The sequence below is a fragment of the Neokomagataea thailandica NBRC 106555 genome, from assembly GCF_001598495.1.
GTDB lineage: Bacteria > Pseudomonadota > Alphaproteobacteria > Acetobacterales > Acetobacteraceae > Gluconobacter > Gluconobacter thailandicus_A.
Genome location: NZ_BCZB01000007.1, coordinates 44,591 through 62,749 on the forward strand (window position 1 = coordinate 44,591; position 18,159 = coordinate 62,749).

Consider the following 18,159-nt stretch of genomic DNA (forward strand, 5'->3'; position numbering starts at 1 on the left):
GTTTCAGTTTCCTGAAGCGCTCCGGCTCGGTGAAGAGGCGTTTAGCCCGACGGGGTGGCCGCGTCAATGGTGAAAATGGTGAATATCCATAAAAATGTAAAAAATATGAATTGAGGTGTCTTTGGTATGAGTTTTTGGAATGGGGCATATGCTTGAAGGTGTGTGGTGGCCAATTTTTGATATTACGTTTAAAAAACAAAAATACTCATAAGATATTGATATAAAACAACTAAACTAGTTGTTTTTGATAGTCATTCTCAACAATTAGGTCCGAAAAGGACCTTGTTATTAAAAATTGAGGCGCATTGATCATTTCTTGATCGATTGAATAAAAAAATAGGTCAGCAATGCTGACTATTATTGTTGCGGGTGAGGTTTTAGCAGGGAGAAACTTAAAAAATAACGTGTTCTGTGGCGCGGGTGAGGGGACTTGCTGCGTGTGTTGAGCATTGAGAAGAGGAGTGTGGGTGCATGACGGAGCGAATGCTGCAATTCGTCGAGCTCTCTCAAAAGCTGCCTGAGAAGCGTAGCGCAGAGGAGCGGAAGCAGGATTTTGGTGAAATCTATCAAGGTTTCGCGCGTGCCCGCGCAGAAGAGCAGGCTTCTCGGTGTTCACAATGCGGCATTCCGTTTTGCTCTGTGCATTGTCCTTTAGGGAATAATATTCCTGATTGGTTGAAGCTCACGGCGGAAAACCGATTGCAGGACGCTTATGAAATGTCTGCAGCGACCAATACGTTCCCAGAAATCTGTGGCCGCATTTGCCCACAAGATCGTCTGTGTGAAGGTAATTGCGTGATCAATAAGGGTTTTGAGAGTGTCACGATTGGCGCTGTTGAACGCTTTGTTACGGAAAATGCCTTTGCCGAGGGGTGGGTGAAGCCGGTTAAGCCAGATCATGAGATCCAACGGAGTGTTGGGATTGTCGGGTCTGGCCCCGCAGGGTTGGCATGTGCTGAGCGCCTGCGTCGTAAAGGGTATGAGGTGCATGTGTATGAGCGCCAAGACCGTGTCGGTGGTTTGCTGACCTACGGCATACCGAGCTTCAAGCTTGAAAAAGATGTGGTTGAACGCCGTTGGAAGCTGTTGGAAGAGCAGGGGGTGGTCTTCCATCTGTCAACGCCGATTGGCGCAGGTACTGGTGAGATGTCTCTGGCAGATTTACGGACGCGCCATCACGCCGTGTTCTTAGCAACGGGCGTGTATCGTTCGCGCGCGATTAATGTGCCCGGTTCTGAGTTGACCGGTGTGGTGAATGCCATTGATTTTCTGACTGCGTCTAATCGTCGTGGCTATCATGAAGACCCCGGTAATGATGTGGCGCTGCATGCAAAAGGTCGTCGGGTTGTCGTGATCGGTGGTGGCGACACGGCGATGGATTGTGTGCGTACCTCTATCCGCCAAGGTGCGGCAGAAGTGACCTGCGTGTATCGTCGTGACCGAGCTAATATGCCGGGCTCCCGCCAGGAAGTGTATAATGCTGAGGAAGAGGGGGCTCGGTTTGAGTGGCTCTCAGCTCCGGATGCGTTCTTGGGGGATGAGCAGGTTTCGGGCGTACGTGTGCAGAAGATGCGTTTGGGTACACCAGATGCGACAGGCCGCCGCTCGATTGAGGCAACAGGACAACATGCCATTGTGGAAGGTGACCTTGTCATCCGTGCTTTGGGTTTTGATCCAGAAGATTTGCCGGGACAATGGGAAGAGCCTGACTTGGCTGTGACACGCTGGGGGACGTTGAAAGTGCCGCCGCGTGGGTTTGAAACAAGTCTGCCGGGCGTTTTCGCTGGCGGTGATATTGTGCGCGGGGCGAGCTTGGTGGTGTGGGCCATTAAGGATGGGCGCGATGCGGCAGACGCTATTCACCGTGCATTTGAAGATGGTTCCCTGATGGGGCAGGACACGCTGGAAGCGGCGGAGTGAACGATATGACGCATTCTACTTCAGAAAATTTCACCGCAGAATACGCCGCCAATGTGAAGCGCTTGGAAGGGCTTTATGACCCGTCACAAGAGCGCGATTCTTGTGGTGTTGGTCTTGTCGCTGCTCTAGATGGCCAGCCTTCACGCGCCGTTGTGAAAGCCGGGATCGAGGCGCTGGGCAATATCTGGCACCGTGGCGCGGTGGATGCTGATGGTAAGACCGGCGATGGTGCGGGTATTCACGTTGAAGTGCCGCAAGATTTCTTTGCCGATGCTGTGCAGAGCAGCGCGCAGGATGACACGATTGATGGCCGCATTGCGGTTGGGATGATCTTCCTGCCGAAGACGGATCTGGGCGCGCAGGAGCGCGGGCGCCAGATTGTTGAGACCGAGGTTCTGAACTTCGGTTACGGCATTTATGGCTGGCGTCAGGTGCCGATCGATGCCTCTTGCATTGGTGAAAAAGCAAACCAGACGCGCCCGGAAATTGAACAAATCATGATCCGCAACGCTCTGGGGAGCGATGAAGAGACGTTTGAGCGCGATCTATATGTAATCCGCCGCCGGATTGAACGCCGTGCGACGCAGGATCATGTGGATCTGTATGTCTGCTCACTGTCATGCCGTTCTTTGATTTATAAGGGCATGTTCTTGGCAGAAAACCTGACGGATTTTTATCCAGATTTGCTGGATGAGCGTTTCGTCTCCCGCTTTGCCATTTACCATCAGCGTTATTCGACCAATACGTTCCCAACGTGGAAGTTGGCGCAGCCTTTCCGCAAGGTGGCGCATAATGGTGAGATCAACACCATTTCGGGTAATACTAACTGGATGCGTTCGCATGAGACGCGTTTGTCGCACCCGAATTTGAACCCGTATTTGGATGATTTGAAGCCGGTCATTCAGGCGTCGGGTTCTGACACGGCGGCATTGGATAATGTCTTTGAATTACTGACCTTCTCTGGGCGTGATGCGCCTATGGCGAAGACATTATTGGTGCCCGCCTCTGCTGGTGCAGATTCCGCGATGTCTGAAAAGGCACGGGCGATGTTCCGCTATTGTAATGCGGTGATGGAGCCGTGGGATGGCCCGGCTGCGTTATGTGCCACAGATGGACGCTGGATTGTTGCTGGGTTGGATCGTGCGGGTTTGCGTCCGCTGCGTTATTCTATCACGACAGATAATCTGCTGATCGTAGGTTCCGAAACGGGCATGGTGCGGGTGCCAGAATCCCGTGTTCAGCGCCGTGGGCGACTTGGCCCAGGGGAGACTTTGGCGCTCGATCTGCAAGAAGCGCGGCTGTATCAGCCGAGTGATGTTCTGGAAATGCTGGCAGATCGTCAGGATTATAGTGAATGGACGCAGCGCATCACGGATATCGCGCCTGTGGTGCGAGATGCGGTGGAGCCTGCAGGACCGGAAGGGGAGGCGCTACGGCGTTTGCAGGTTTCTGTCAGCCTGACGCATGAAGAGCTGGAAACGATTTTGCACCCCATGGTGGAGACCGCGGCAGAGGCGCTGGGCTCTATGGGGGACGATACGCCGTTGCAAGTTTTGTCCAAGACGCAGCGTGGTTTGTCCAATTATTTCCGCCAAGGTTTTAGTCAGGTCACCAATCCCCCGATTGATTCCCTGCGTGAAACACGGGTGATGAGCTTGATCACACGTTTGGGTAATTTGGGTAATGTTTTGGACCAATCGGCTGAGCAGTGTGATTTGCTGCAATTGCCGAGCCCGGTTTTGACCATTGGTGAGTTTGACGCGCTCCGCCGGGTGTGCGGTGAAAATGCGGCGGTAATTGATTGCACGTTCTCTGCTGCGGATGGAGAAGAAGGGCTGCGTGCGGCCATTGCATCTATCCGTGCGCAAGCGGAAGAGCATGTGCGTTGTGGTTGTTCTCACCTGTTTCTGACGGATGAGAATGTCAGCGCAGAACGTGCAGGTATTCCGATGGTGCTGGCAACGGCGGCTGTGCATGTGCATTTGGTGCGGACATCGCTGCGGACCTTTACCTCTCTAAACGTACGGAGTTCAGGCGCGATTGATGTGCATGCCATTGCAGTGACCATCGGGGTTGGTGCAACGACGGTGAACCCGTCTTTGGCACAGCATTGTATTGCGGACCGCCTGCGTCGTGGCTTGTTCGGTACGTTGACCATTCGGGAGGCGATGGAGCGTTACCGTAAGGCCGTGGACAAGGGTCTTTTGAAGATCATGTCCAAGTTTGGGATTTCGATTATTTCGGCTTATCGTGGCGGGTATAATTTTGAGGCCATTGGCTTGTCTCGTGCGCTGGTGGCGGAGTTTTTCCCCGGTATGCCGTCTCGTATTTCGGGTATTGGCCTGCCCGGTATCGCGCGGAATATCCTGAAGGCGCATAAGCAGGCGTGGGACCAGAAGGTTGAGGCGTTGCCCATTGGCGGGCGTTATAAGCTGCGCCGCAAGGGCGAAACGCACGCATTCTCCGGCCAGTTGGTGCATATGCTGCAATCGGCTGTGACGGCGAATAGCTTCACGCTGTATAAGCGTTATGCAGAAGGCGTGCGCCAGACTGCGCCAGTGGCGCTGCGTGATTTGCTGGACTTCAAGCCAGCACATGCACCTATCCCCATTGATGATGTTGAAAGCATCACGCAGATCCGCCGTCGTTTGGTTGCTCCCGGTATCTCGCTTGGTGCTTTGAGCCCAGAAGCGCATGAGACATTGGCCATTGCGATGAACCGCATCGGTGCGAAGTCGGATTCCGGTGAAGGTGGTGAAGATCCGATCCGTGCGACGCCGCGCCCGAATGGGGACAACGCGTCTTCTGCGATTAAGCAGGTGGCATCTGGGCGTTTTGGTGTCACAGCGCAGTATTTGAATGACTGCCGTGAAATCGAAATCAAGATGGCGCAGGGTGCAAAGCCGGGTGAAGGCGGGCAGTTGCCGGGCTTTAAGGTCACGGAACTGATCGGTCGTCTGCGCCATGCAACGCCGGGTGTGACGCTGATTTCACCGCCGCCGCATCATGATATTTACTCCATCGAAGATCTTGCACAGCTTATTTATGATCTGAAGCAAGTGAACCCGACGGCGACGGTTACGGTGAAGCTGGTAGCGCGTACGGGTATTGGTACGATTGCAGCGGGTGTGGCCAAGGCGAATGCTGATGCTATTTTGATTTCCGGTCATTCAGGCGGGACGGGTGCGAGCCCTCAATCCTCCATCCATTATGCGGGTTTGCCGTGGGAAATGGGGTTGAGTGAAGCGCATCAGGTGCTGATGCTGAACCGTTTGCGTCACCGTTTGGTGCTTCGTACTGATGGTGGCATCAAGACGGGCCGTGACGTGGTGATGGCGGCGATGCTGGGTGCTGAAGAGTTTGGTATCGGCACGGCAGCGTTGGTGGCGATGGGCTGCATCATGGTGCGCCAGTGCCACTCCAACACGTGCCCAGTGGGTGTGTGCGTGCAGGATGAGCGTCTGCGTGAGAAGTTTGATGGTTCACCGGAGAAGGTAATCAATCTCTTCACGCTGATCGCGGAAGATGTGCGTCATATTCTGGCTGATTTGGGTGTCCGTTCATTGAAGGATGTGATCGGCCGTACGGATCTGTTGCGTCAGGTTTCACGTGGTGCGGATTATCTGGATGATTTGGATCTGAACTCTTTGCTCGTTCAGGCGGATCCGGGTGAGCATGCGCGTTATTGCACCCGTGAAGGGCGCAATGAAGTGCCGGACACGTTGGATGCAGACATCATGGCCGATGCGCGTCCGCTTTTCTCACGTCGTGAGAAGCTGCATTTGCATTATACAGTGCAGAATACGCACCGCGCGATTGGTACCCGTGTTTCGGGTGAGATTACGCGCCAGTTCGGTATGCATACGCTGCCAGAAGGGCATTTGACGCTGTCTCTACGTGGTTCTGCCGGTCAGTCCCTTGGGGCGTTCGCTGTGCAGGGCTTGAAGCTGGACGTTGAGGGTGATGCGAACGATTACGTTGGCAAGGGCCTGTCTGGTGCGACGATTGTGGTGCGTAAGCCGCCATCAGCGCCGTGGCGTTCGGAAGAAAACTCGATCATTGGTAATACCGTTTTGTACGGTGCGACGAGTGGTAAGCTTTTTGCCGCCGGGCAAGCGGGTGAGCGTTTTGCTGTGCGTAACTCCGGTGCGATCACGGTGGTTGAAGGTTGTGGCTCCAATGGTTGTGAGTACATGACGGGTGGTACCGTGGTGATCTTGGGTGAAACGGGCGACAATTTTGGCGCAGGCTTCACTGGCGGTATGGCGTATGTTCTGGATCGCGCGGGGCGTTTTGAAGCGCAGGTGAATGCAGATACGGTGATGTTGAACCGTGTTGCGCCGGGTAGCCGCTGGGATCAGGAACTGCGTGCCTTGGTTGAGGCGCATGTTCAAGAAACAGGCAGCACCTATGCGGAAGATCTTCTGCACTGCTGGGAGCAAACGCTGGAGCAGTTCTGGCATGTTGTGCCGCGTGACTACGCTAAGGTGATTGGTTACGTGCAGGAGGATTTGTCGAAGCTCTCAGCTTAGTTTTTGCTGCGAGCGAGAGTTTTTAGAAAAGCCCGTTCTTTCTGTTATTCGCAGAAGGACGGGCTTTTTTTTATGTGCTGCTGAGAGTGTGTGGAAAGACATGTTCACAACGTCATAGTCTCGCTGGATATCAGCAGGGACCATGAAGCTGTATTTGTTTGGAAAAGCTGTGCCGCTTTAAACCACCACAGAGACAAGCAAGGCAAAGAGCAGGCCGAAGACGGAGATGATTGTTTCCAGCACAGACCATGTTTTGAGTGTTTGTGGGACCGTGAGGCCAAGATACTCTTTGATTTGCCAAAAGCCTGCGTCGTTCATGGGGCCGAGCGCGACGGAGCCAGCGCCGGTGACGAGGACCATGAGTTCGGGGGAGACGCCGTGTGTATGGGCCAAAATGGGGCCCATAATGCTGGAGGCTGTTGCCATGGAAACGGTGGAAGAACCACAGGCTACACGCACAATGACGGCGAGGAGCCAGCCGAGTAGCAGCATGGGCATGTGAATGCTCAGTGCAGCGTCTGTAATGGCTTTAGAAGCGCCGCTGTCAATCAGTTCTCGGCCGAATCCGCCACCTGCGCCAACCAGCAGCATGATGAGGGCAGTGGGAGCCAAGCATTCATTCGTGAAGCGTAAGATGGTTTCACGGGAGAAGCCACGGGCGAGGCCGAGCACGTAAAATGAGAGGATGGTGGCAACGGCAAGGGCGATGTCTGTATTGCCGAAGAAATGGAGCGCTTGGTTGATGCCGCTATGGGGCGTGCTGATGCTATCTGCGGAGGAGCCGAGGAACATCAGTACGACGGGCAATAAGATCGTAATGACCGTTGCGCTGAAGCTGGGCAGGTTTTCTGGGGGAGTGGTTTTCAGGAATTGTGCAGCGAGTGGGTTATGCTCGGTGAGGGGGACGTGTTTGGCGGCAAAGCGCCCAAAAAGTGGCCCTGCGATAATGGCAATGGGGGTGCCAATGAGAATACCGAAGAAGATCGTCCGCCCGATATTGGCATGATAAGCCGATAGAGCCAGCAAAGTGGCGGGATGTGGCGGTATCAAGGCATGGGTGACGGAGAGGGCAGCCCCCATGGGTAAGGCCACTTGTAGAAGAGGTGTTTTGGTGCGCTCTGCCAGAACGAAGGCGAGCGGGATCAGCAATACAAACCCGATTTCGAAGAAAACTGGAAGACCGACGAGTAGGCCGATGACCATCATGGCCCAGTCCACGCGTTTGCGGCCGGCGAGGTCAGAGACTGTGAGGGCAATGCGATCAGCGCCGCCGGACTCTGTCAACATTTTCCCTAGCATGGTGCCAAGTGCAATGACCGTGCCGACATGACCCAACACATGGCCTGCACCATTCTCAAACGACGCGACGACGTGATCTGCCGGCATCCCTGCGATGAGTGCGAGAATAATGGAAACAGAAAAGAGCGTGATGAACGGGTTCAGCCGCAACCGGGCGATGAGGACAATCAAGGCGAGGATGGAGCCTACGACGAGGCACAGCGCAAAGGGGATACTCATGGTCACGTATCCTGAAAAGGAATGTCTTGTGAGGGCTAACGCCTTTTTAGGTCCCTCGCCAAGGGTTGTTGGGGAGAATGAAGGCGATATCCCGTAATTGTGAAAAAGATGAAGGGGGCGTCATGCTGTAGAGTGGTGGTTTATGTGCAGAGATCCGTTTGACGGTACGTGCAAGGCGTCTAATATCCTTTTCTTATGACATACGATCTTTTTGCTCGCCCGTTTTCTGTTGCTTCTGCCGCTTCGGGGCAGGGGGTGTCTCATGCTGGGGCGGATACTCCCCCACGATGGGATTTAAGTGATTTGTATGCATCGGTTGATGATCCTCAGATCACGTCGGATTTTGATGCTTTGGAGCGCGAGGCTCAAGCGTTTGCAGAGGCATGGAAAGGCAAACTGGGTGAGAGCGCTGCGCGGTCTTTGGCTGATGCTTTTGCCGTTTATGAGCGTATTGAAGAAGGCTTAGGCCGTATTGGGTCGTTCGCACAGCTAGGTTTTGCGGCACATACGACAGACCCTGTGTGGGGGCGTTTTTCTCAGGGTGTGCAAGAGCGTTTGACGGATATTTCCGGGTATTTGTTGTTCTTTACGCTGGAACTGAACCGTTTGTCTGATGAGCGGGTGGAAGCGCTTGTAGCGGCACCTGAGATGGAAAAATGGCGTCCATATTTGCGGGATTTGCGCGTTTTTCGTCCGTATCAGCTCTCCGATGAGGTTGAACAGGTCCTGATGGATAAATCCGTCACGGGGCGTAATGCGTGGAATCGTCTCTTTGATGAGACAATGGCGGAACTAACGGTGACCTTGGATGGTGCAACGCGCCCGCTGGGGGATGCGTTTAATGCTCTGACCAGCAGTGACCGGACGCGCCGGGCGCAGGCTGCGGAGCAGATTAGCCATGTTCTGGGCCAGAACTCGCGGCTGCTCACGCAGATTACCAATACATTGGCAAAAGATAAGGCCATTACGGATAAGATGCGGGGCTATCCACGCCCGACATCGTCGCGCAATCGGGCGAATATGGTGGAAGATGAGGTCGTGGATGCATTGGTGTCTGCTGTGGATGAGGCCTATCCACGTTTGTCCCATCGGTATTATGCGCTGAAGGCTAAGTGGTTGGGACTGGAGACATTGGAGCATTGGGACCGTAATGCGCCTCTGCCTGGTGTTGTGGATGCGGACCTGTCATGGCGCGAGGGCTGCGGGATTGTGCGTGATGCGTACACGCAGTTTGACCCTGAGTTGGGTGCGCTTGTGGAGCGCTTTCTGGATAAGCCGTGGATTGATGCGGCGGCGGTGCCGGAGAAATCCTCTGGCGCGTTTGCGCATCCCGTGACGCCTTCAGTACATCCCTATATTTTGATGAATTACCATGGCCGTGCGCGTGATGTGATGACGCTTGCGCATGAGCTTGGGCATGGGGTTCATCAGATTTTGGCGGGAGAGGCGCAGGGTTATCTGAATGCTTCCACACCGTTAACCTTGGCAGAAACGGCCTCCGTTTTTGGTGAGATGCTGACGTTTCAATCGCTTTTAGAGCGTGAGACGGACCCTGTGCGTCGCCGGCTGCTCTTAGCCTCAAAGGTTGAGGACATGCTGAATACGGTGGTGCGTCAGGTGGCGTTCTATCAGTTTGAGGTTAAGGTTCATGATGAGCGTGCGCGTGGAGAGCTATCGTCGGAGAAGCTTGGCGCAATATGGCGTGAGGTACAGGAACGGAGTTTAGGTCCGGCTTTTCATTTTACGCCGGATTATGATCATTACTGGTCTTACATTCCGCACTTTGTACACTCACCTTTTTATGTTTACGCGTATGCTTTCGGGGACTGCTTGGTGAATGCGCTATACGGTGTATATCGTGCGCAGCCAGATGGGTTTGCAGAGAAATATCGCACCATGCTCAAGGCGGGTGGTACGTTGCGCCATAAAGAGCTTTTGGCTCCGTTTGGGTTGGATGCGTCTCAGCCAGATTTTTGGAAAACAGGGTTGGACGTTATCTCTGGGCTGATTGATCAGCTTGAGCAGGAAGGGTGATCTCTCATGGCGCGTGATTTGGACGATACCGGTTTTCTGGGCGGGGTTCAGCGCTTTGCGCGGACCTCCGGGGCTGTGGGAGGAATTGCTGCACGCTTGGCCGGTCATAAGTTGGGTATTGGCGGTAACCGAGCGGGCCATGCAGAGGATTTGAAGGCGGCTTTAGGGAATCTTAAAGGGCCGTTGATGAAGGCGGCGCAGCTTTTATCAACCATTCCGGGGGCGTTGCCGGAAGAGTATGCGAATGAATTGGCACATTTGCAGGCCAATGCGCCCCCTATGGGTTGGAATTTTGTGCGCCGTCGTATGCGTGCGGAGCTTGGGGCGAATTGGGAGCGGCACTTCCGTTCGTTTAGTCATGACGCTGTGGCCGCGGCCTCTTTAGGGCAGGTGCATCGTGCGCGTTTGGTTGATGGGCGCGAGGTGGCGTGTAAGCTGCAATATCCGGACATGCAGGGCGCTGTTGATACGGACCTGAAGCAGTTTAAAGCAGCGTTGAGTGTGTTCCGGCAGATTGATGGAACCATTCAGCAAGATGAAGTCTATGCTGAACTGTCCGACCGCTTGCGGGAGGAGTTGGATTACCGGCGTGAGGCCAGTCATCTGCGTTTGTACCGCGATATGCTGAAGGACGTGCCAGAGGTTACTGTGCCTTCGACGGTGCCAGAACTCTGCACGGGCCGACTTTTGAGTATGGAATGGGTCAGTGGTCGCAGTATGCGCTCCATGTTGGAAGGGGATATGTCACAAGAGTCACGTGATGCATTGGCGCGGGCTTTGTTTAAGGGATGGTACACGCCAGTTTATCGTTACGGTGTCATTCATGGTGACCCGCATATGGGTAATTTTACTGTGCGGGATGATGATGGTCTGAACCTGTTAGATTTCGGTGCTATTCGTATTTTTTCTCCCCGTTTTGTGGAGGGTGTGGTGCAGTTGTTCAAAGCGCTGCAAACGAATGATGACGATTTGGCCTTTCATGCGTATGCAAAATGGGGCTTCCAGAATATTTCGCGTGATACGGCGCAAGTTTTGAATGAATGGGCGCGCTTCTTTTATCGCCCACTCATGACGGACCGGGTGTGCTCTATGCAGGAGAGCAATGACCCGGCAGACGCTAAAGCAGTCCTAGGGCGTGTTTATGAAGGCTTGAAGCGCACGGGCGGGGTGAAGCTGCCACGTGAATTTGTGCTGTTAGATCGCTCAGCCATTGGCTTGGGGAGCGCATTTTTGAAGTTAGGTGCGCGTTTGAACTGGCATGAAATGTTTCAGGAGCTGATTGAAGGTTTCAGCGTGGAAGCCTTGGAGGTGCGCCAGCGCGATGCTCTGCTGCGGGCTGAAGTGCCTGCACCTTTGTAAAATGGGGCATCGTGTGATGGGCTATAAGCGGTTTGTTATAAGATGCGTTCGCGAGACACACCTGTATTGAGGGGGGGATAGAGTGCTCTCTATCCCTATGCATGTTTGGTGCAGGATTAGCCCCTGGAACCTCCAGTCTCGGCGATGATCTTGCGGTGCTTTTCTTCATAATGGCGCGCTAATTGGTGACCACGCATGCGAGAGGGTACTTCAATAAACCTGTAGCTGATTTCACTTAAGAGAAAGATTCCTAGCAAGATTGAGATCGTGGTGGTGGAAGTGCCCATGAAATTTTGAGGCAGTTTACCAATGGGTGTGAAGGTCGTAACGGACCATATAACGAAATAATGAAGAAGATATACAGAATAAGATCTATCTCCGAGCCAAAGCAAAAATTTTCCGATAACTCCAGAAAATCCGAGATAGGATGTGTTGTAACTGGCTATGAACACAAGTACCGCGCTGGATAAAGCCATTAAAGCGACTGAAAAAGGTAAAAAATAAAGTAATTGTGTCGCGCAAATAAATAAAACCATCAGGACTGTTATGCTCCGTGCAGCCCATTTACGGCGTAAAAATGTTGGTTCGAGCAGTGTTTTGTAGGGGGTATGTGTTTGAAGGGTGCCTAAAAGAACACCCCATGCGAGGGCATCGCTCCGGATAAACCACCAGAGATTTGTTGAACTGGCAGGGCGGATTAAGAAAAATTGTGCAGCAATGACCAGCAGCATCAGAATAACAACAATTCTCTGGCGTAAGAAAAGTATGATGGGTGCTATAATAAGATAAAACTGAGTTTCTGCGGAGAGGCTCCAGTAATGCTCCCACATATTATTGGGTATTCCGGCACCTATTTTTGCGTAGAACTCTTGGATATTAGAAAGACTTAAAATCGCGCATAATGTGCTGGCGATTAAACTGCGTAGAGCATTGATGTCATGCAACATAGGGGTTGTCGCCATATGGGCGACGGCTGGGATGAGCATCCAGAGCCATGCTGAAGGCCATAAACGCCATACACGCTTAATCCAGAAAACGACGAGTTGTATAATTTTTTCGAGATGATTCTCGGTTTTTGAGCGTTGTTTAAACAGTGATAAAGAGATGACATAGCCTGATATGGCGAAGAAAATATCATTTCCACCCCAGAAAGATAAAAAATCTGAGCTAATGGTATTGAGGGTATTGTTGTGGAATATATTTTTAATGTGTTCGATCAGGATGAGGGAAATTGATATTCCACGAAGATATTCTATGTCTATATTTTTATGTGATATTATTTTCTGATTAATAGCGGTCATTTTGTATTTCTTTTAGACATCTTGAGAAGCGTATTGGCGTATATCATACGCAAATAGGTAAAAAAAGGTCGGATCATTATATATGAAAGATATAATACATGCCCTTGAAATTGTTTTGAATAAGTAATTAATTTTATGTTTCCATTAAGACTTTATCGATGTTTCGCACATAAAAAATGTCTATAGATTAAAAATAAATTTATGGATTTTTGCGATGTTTTGGAAATACGTTCTCTGGGCACCTCCTTTCTTTTATGGGGTGTTGTTGTCTGTACCGGTGGCATTGGCGGCCCTCCCTTCTACCGAGGCTTCGTACACGAAGAGTGAACACATTACCGTTGTAAAGCAGAGACAGCCGTATTTGGGGCGGGTGGCGATTAAAGATGTGCCTCAAAACATTATCGCGCTGAGCGCTAAGACGTTACAAGAAACTGGCACGACCACATTGGCCAATGCACTGGATATGGTGAGTGGTATAGCGCATCAAAACAGTTTCGGTGGGTTATGGGACAGCTTCGCTGTGCGTGGTTTTGCGGGTGACATCAATGTGCCAAGCGGCTTTTTGGTGAATGGATTCAATTATGGTCGTGGTTTTGGTGGACCACGGGATATGTCTGGGGTTGAGCGCATTGATGTGCTCAAGGGGCCGAGTTCTGCTTTGTTCGGGCGTGGTGAGCCAGGCGGTACAGTTGATATTATTACGAAGAAGCCGCAATTTGAGCAGCATGGTAGCTTTGGCCTACAGGGGGGTAGCTATCATGATGTGCGGGTTGAGGGCGATTATACCGCACCAATTACGCAGAACATTGCTGTTCGTTTGAATGGTGCATTTGAAGATAGCGATAGTTTTCGTAATACGGTGCATACGCGTAAAGCGACGATCGCCCCCTCTGTTCTTTGGAAAATCACGGATAAGACCAGCCTGTCTTATCAAATGTCGTATACGCGGCAGAATATTCCGTTTGACCGTGGTGTTATTGCCCGCAATGGGCAGTTAGGGGTGGTGCCTGTTAGCCGCTTCTTAGGGGAGCCTGCGGATGGCCCTAATAAGGTGAGCGACCAAGGACATCAGGTTCAGTTGCAGCATGATTTTTCGCAAGATTGGGGGCTGCAAGCTGGGTTTGGTGATCGCCTGACGGGGCTGAAAGGGTATGGCGAAACACCGGAATTAGCGGCGGCGCGGCAGCCGTTTTTCCGCGATGGGCGGACGCTTGCGCGGCAACGGCGTTATATTGATTTTCAGACGGAAGATCGTGTCGGGCGGCTGGAAGTGAGTGGTCTGTTTAAGACATGGGGTATGAAGCATCATATTCTGGTGGGGGCGGATTATGATGTGTTTGACTATGACAACACGCAGAAGCGTTATCGTCCGCCCGCACTTGTCAGCAAGCCTTCTTTTGCTGCGCAAAATGCCATTGATATTTTTGCGCCAGCTTATAACGTGAGCGGCACTTTGCCAGCGCCGAGTGCATTCGTTTTTAATCAAAGGGAAAAAAGCCGTACTGCTGGTGGGTATGTGCAAGATCAGATTGATGTCACGAGGAAGGTAAAGATCCGCCTTGGGGGACGTTATGATGATTATCGCCAGACGATCAATTTCCATACGAATGGTCTGACGTCGGGGCAGCATCAGACGGCATTTAGTCCACAAGTTGGCGCTGTTTATGAGCCGATCCGCACGGTTTCTCTCTATGTGAGTTATGGCCGTGGTTTTCGTCCTAATTCGGGGACGAATTATGCCGGAACGCCGTTCCGGCCGGAGCGGACGCGTGATGTGGAAATCGGTGCGAAGTATAGCTCGCTGGACCGACGGGTTGAGGTGTCTATGGATGCCTTCCGTATGACGAAGGATAATATTCTGACGTCAGACCCGGTGCGGACCGGTTATTCTCTGGCGATGGGATCTGCCGTAAGCCAAGGGGTGGAAACGGATATTCATGCAGCGTTACCTTACGGTTTCCGCACAATAGCGAGTGCCTCTTATATTGACGCGCATTCAGCCTCGACCACGCTGGACCCAGATTTTGGGCGTGTTGTTGCGAAAGGTGATCGGTTGTTGAACATTCCGGCATGGAGCGCGAATGTATTGCTGTTCCGGGACTTTGAGGTGGCCGGACATGCGGCGATGTTGGGGGCAGGTGTTAATTATGTTGGGCAGCGTATGGGTGAAACCGGGACGCAGTTTCATCTGCCGAGTTACACGTTGGTACGTCTTATGGGATCCTTTAACGTAACCAAGCGCTTGGTTATGAGTGGGCAGATTGATAATCTGACGAACCGTACATGGTATGCCAATAGTTACGCGGCATTATGGGTTTACCCCGGTGCGCCGAGAACATTTTCCTTACGCGCTCGCTACGGGTTCTAAACGAAAAGGGAGGCCAAATGGCCTCCCTTTTTTACGTGCATGATCCCAAAAGGCTTACAGGCTGACGTTCACGCCAAACTGGAAGCTACGACCAATGACGCCGGCTTGTGACCATGATGAGTTGTACAAGTAGGCGCCATATGTTCCGAAGTCATATGGGGATTTGAAGCCAAAGATATTGTACACGTTTGTGTACAGGCCGACGCGCTTGTTCAACTGGTAGTTTAGCGTCAAGTCTACATCCCAGAAGCTTTTCACACTGCACTGGTTTTGCGGCACGAAGGAGCTGTTGCTTGGTATGACAGATGTTGAGCAATCATTGGCTGTGTTCGGGCCATTGGCGTCTTCAGCCGTCGTTTTATAGCCGCTTGTGTAGTAAACTGTGGCTGTGGCGGTGAGCTTTTTATAGATGACAGTATTCGCCCAGTTGGCGCGCCATTGAGGGGTGCCGGACCCGGAAGTGGTGTTGTATGGGCCCAATGTCCCGGCAAAGCGCTCAATACCAAGGCCCGGCATGGACATGTTGTAGCGGTGTGTCCACGTGGCTTCGCCTTTGCTGTACCAAGTCACGTCACGCAGGAAGCCGCGTAGCGGAACATTGGCAGAGAATTCAGCTTCCACACCATCGGTCATGACGTAGCTGGTGTTGATGTAGCCGAGGTTGATTTGAGCCGGGCGTACTGGTGCAGTTGGGTTTTGTACGTCTGGAATATCCGGCTGTACGGAGACGCCGGCTGGGAGTGCTTGTCCTGTGATATACGCATTCGCCACTGACTTGTAGGATACAGGGTTCGGCGCGATGTAGTTGGATTTTTTGATATAGTAATAGTCAACAGACAAAGTGACGTTGCTGGCAGGAGTGAGTACCATGCCGCCGGTGAAGTTCGACGAAATTTCGGGCTTGAGGTTTGGGTTTCCTGCCGTGTTTAGGCCGATGCTGTAAGATTGTGCGTAGTTGTTTGGGGTGCCATTTGGGTTTTGGTGCTGTGCCAGCCACGCTTTGTCTGTGATGGCGTATGGAACATACCCCACCTGTGAACCGCCAGTTTCAGCAAAGCTTGGAACACGGAAGCCATTTGTGTAGGTGCCGCGCAGGGTCAGTTCATGCAGAGGGCGGAAGTTTACGCCGACCTTTGGTGAGAAGTGGCTGAACCCTTCAGAGTAATGGTCAAAGCGGCCTGACGTATCGATGCTCAACATTTTGACGACAGGAATACCCACTTCGTAAAAGCCAGATTCAACCCAGCGGCTGCCGACAGCATTGAACGGGTTAATCTTACCTGTGTATTGAGCGCCAAGGTCAGAGAAGTTTACAGGGTTTGCGCTTGGGTCATTGAGAGATTCATAGCGAACATTGGCACCGACAGCGAGGTTCACCATACCGCCGGGGAGGTGGAACAGGCCTTTGCTCAACACAGCTTCGCCAGAATACATCTGAGTGAGTGCATTCATGACATTGGTTGGCGCGATGGATTGGCGCACGGCATCCGTGTTCAGCCATGGTTCAATGAAGTTATAGGTGCCGTTTGCAACAGCTTGGCGGATGCCATTGATGGTGGGCACGCCTGTGATGGTTTGCTGGAGTTTTGTGTTCATGCCAACGAAGTTGACGTCATAGTTCCAGTTGCCACCCCAATGGGAGGGCTGCCAGCCGCTGAGACGGGTTGAGCCACGGAAGTTTTGGCTGAACTCCGTGGTGGTTGGGACCATGTCACCGAAAGTATAATAGATTTGTGCCGGAGTGCCTTGTGCAGCATAGGGGTTGTTCGGGTTCAACTGGCCATTGGACAAGTAAACCGGCAGAACGATGTTACGCGTATCGGCTAATCGAGCCTGAGTTTGGCTACGGACAGAGGCAGGAGAGCCGGTAGAATAGGACAAATTCTGCGAATAGGTGAACATAGATGTCCACTCAGCGCGTGGTCCTACATTGACGGTTAGGTGGCCTGTGGCTTCGATACGCCGGTCTTCGGGCGTGATGAGGCTGTAGTTGTTCACAGTGTCTTGCGTACATGCGGAACTAACAGAACCGGCGGGTGTGCCGGCGGCATATCCACGCACAATTTGGGTTTTGCAATTTGATGGATTGAGTAAATTCCAACCACCAACGCCGCCACCTTTGCCGTTGCTCGGGCGTACCATAGCGGCAGGCGTTGCGCTGAAATTTGCGATACTGCCGTCTGATGCAAGGATATTGGTTTGGCCGTTTGTACCACCGATGCCGGTCAGATCGCTGGTTTTGAAGGGGTAACCAAGCTGACGATTGTAAAGGGCATCGTCGTTTTGATATTCAGCGTTAACGTAAAAGTTGTAACCGTCACGGGCTAAGGAGCCGTGGCCATATGTGGCGTAGAGGCGTTGGTGTCCACCATCTCCGCGCTGGTTTAGGCCACCTTCGGCATTGCCTTCAAAGCCTTGAATTTCTTTGCGGGTGATCATGTTGATGACGCCAGCAACAGCGTCGGCGCCGTAGGTTGCGGAGCCACCATCTTTTTTAACGTCGACAGTCTGGATCAAGGACATTGGGATCCAGTTTGTATCGACGAAGTTACGTTCACCGTCATCGGAGAGCGGATAGTAGGAAAGGCGTTGGCCGTCCATCAAAACCAGTGTGGAATCAACCGTAAGGCCATGCATGGATGGTGCGGAGGCACCTTGAGCAAAAGCACCATTCGCCGAGAAAGCGGAGGTAAGGTTGCCAGATCCGTTGGACGAAATAGATTGTAGCATTTGCGTAACGGTTTTGAGGCCGCGGCGCTGCATGTCTTTCGTGTTCAGGCGCGTAATGGGAGAGGCATTGCGCAGGTTGGGATCATGCAGGAGTGTCCCTGTAACGATCATGTGCTCCGAGCCAGATGCCTCAATGTGTTCGGGCTGTGACGCGGCTGCGATAGATGCCTTTTGGTGCTGTGATGTAGCTGGTGTTACTGGCACAGCAACGTTGCTGTGCACGGGAATTGTGTGTGCAGCAGAGCTATGGGGCTTTGGGTGATGAATTTTTTTAGTTTTATCAGTGGCATAGGCATTGCAGCTCATGATGCCTGTGAGGGCTGAAAACGAGAGCAATGCTGCGCTTTTGAGATGGCGTTTTGTAAAATACTTTTGTGCTCGTTCGGTCATATACAGC

General features: G+C 52.4%; 8 protein-coding genes. 5 read left to right on the forward strand and 3 right to left on the reverse strand.

Annotated features, from left to right (window positions below):
- Positions 1-471: 471 nt before the first annotated feature.
- Together NTH01S_RS03385 and gltB are read left to right on the forward strand one after the other, a co-directional pair.
- Complete coding sequence (locus NTH01S_RS03385) at positions 472-1,920, forward strand: NAD(P)-dependent oxidoreductase (protein WP_068169454.1); 1,449 nt, start codon at positions 472-474, stop codon at positions 1,918-1,920.
- Between the two features lie 5 nt (positions 1,921-1,925).
- A complete protein-coding gene (gltB, locus tag NTH01S_RS03390; protein ID WP_068169593.1) occupies positions 1,926-6,452 on the forward strand; it encodes a glutamate synthase large subunit in 4,527 nt (1,508 codons plus the stop codon).
- Between the two features lie 177 nt (positions 6,453-6,629).
- Here gltB and NTH01S_RS03395 read toward each other — a convergent pair whose 3' ends face one another.
- On the reverse strand, positions 6,630-7,970 hold the full coding sequence (locus tag NTH01S_RS03395) for a GntT/GntP/DsdX family permease (protein WP_068169457.1): 1,341 nt from the start codon (positions 7,968-7,970) through the stop codon (positions 6,630-6,632).
- A 195-nt stretch (positions 7,971-8,165) separates the two neighbouring features.
- Here NTH01S_RS03395 and NTH01S_RS03400 point away from each other — a divergent pair, with 195 nt between their 5' ends.
- Positions 8,166-10,004 (forward strand): M3 family oligoendopeptidase, encoded by a 1,839-nt coding sequence (locus NTH01S_RS03400; RefSeq protein WP_068169460.1) that lies wholly within the window; start codon positions 8,166-8,168, stop codon positions 10,002-10,004.
- A 6-nt stretch (positions 10,005-10,010) separates the two neighbouring features.
- Positions 10,011-11,363 (forward strand): ABC1 kinase family protein, encoded by a 1,353-nt coding sequence (locus NTH01S_RS03405; RefSeq protein WP_068169463.1) that lies wholly within the window; start codon positions 10,011-10,013, stop codon positions 11,361-11,363.
- A 116-nt stretch (positions 11,364-11,479) separates the two neighbouring features.
- Here NTH01S_RS03405 and NTH01S_RS03410 read toward each other — a convergent pair whose 3' ends face one another.
- Positions 11,480-12,664 (reverse strand): acyltransferase family protein, encoded by a 1,185-nt coding sequence (locus NTH01S_RS03410; RefSeq protein WP_068169465.1) that lies wholly within the window; start codon positions 12,662-12,664, stop codon positions 11,480-11,482.
- Positions 12,665-12,878: 214 nt separating this feature from the next.
- Here NTH01S_RS03410 and NTH01S_RS03415 point away from each other — a divergent pair, with 214 nt between their 5' ends.
- Complete coding sequence (locus tag NTH01S_RS03415) at positions 12,879-15,032, forward strand: TonB-dependent siderophore receptor (protein ID WP_068169467.1); 2,154 nt, start codon at positions 12,879-12,881, stop codon at positions 15,030-15,032.
- A gap of 54 nt (positions 15,033-15,086) precedes the next feature.
- Here NTH01S_RS03415 and NTH01S_RS03420 read toward each other — a convergent pair whose 3' ends face one another.
- Positions 15,087-18,152, reverse strand: coding sequence for a TonB-dependent receptor plug domain-containing protein (locus NTH01S_RS03420; RefSeq protein ID WP_084366927.1), 3,066 nt, complete (start codon positions 18,150-18,152; stop codon positions 15,087-15,089).
- Positions 18,153-18,159 lie beyond the last annotated feature (7 nt).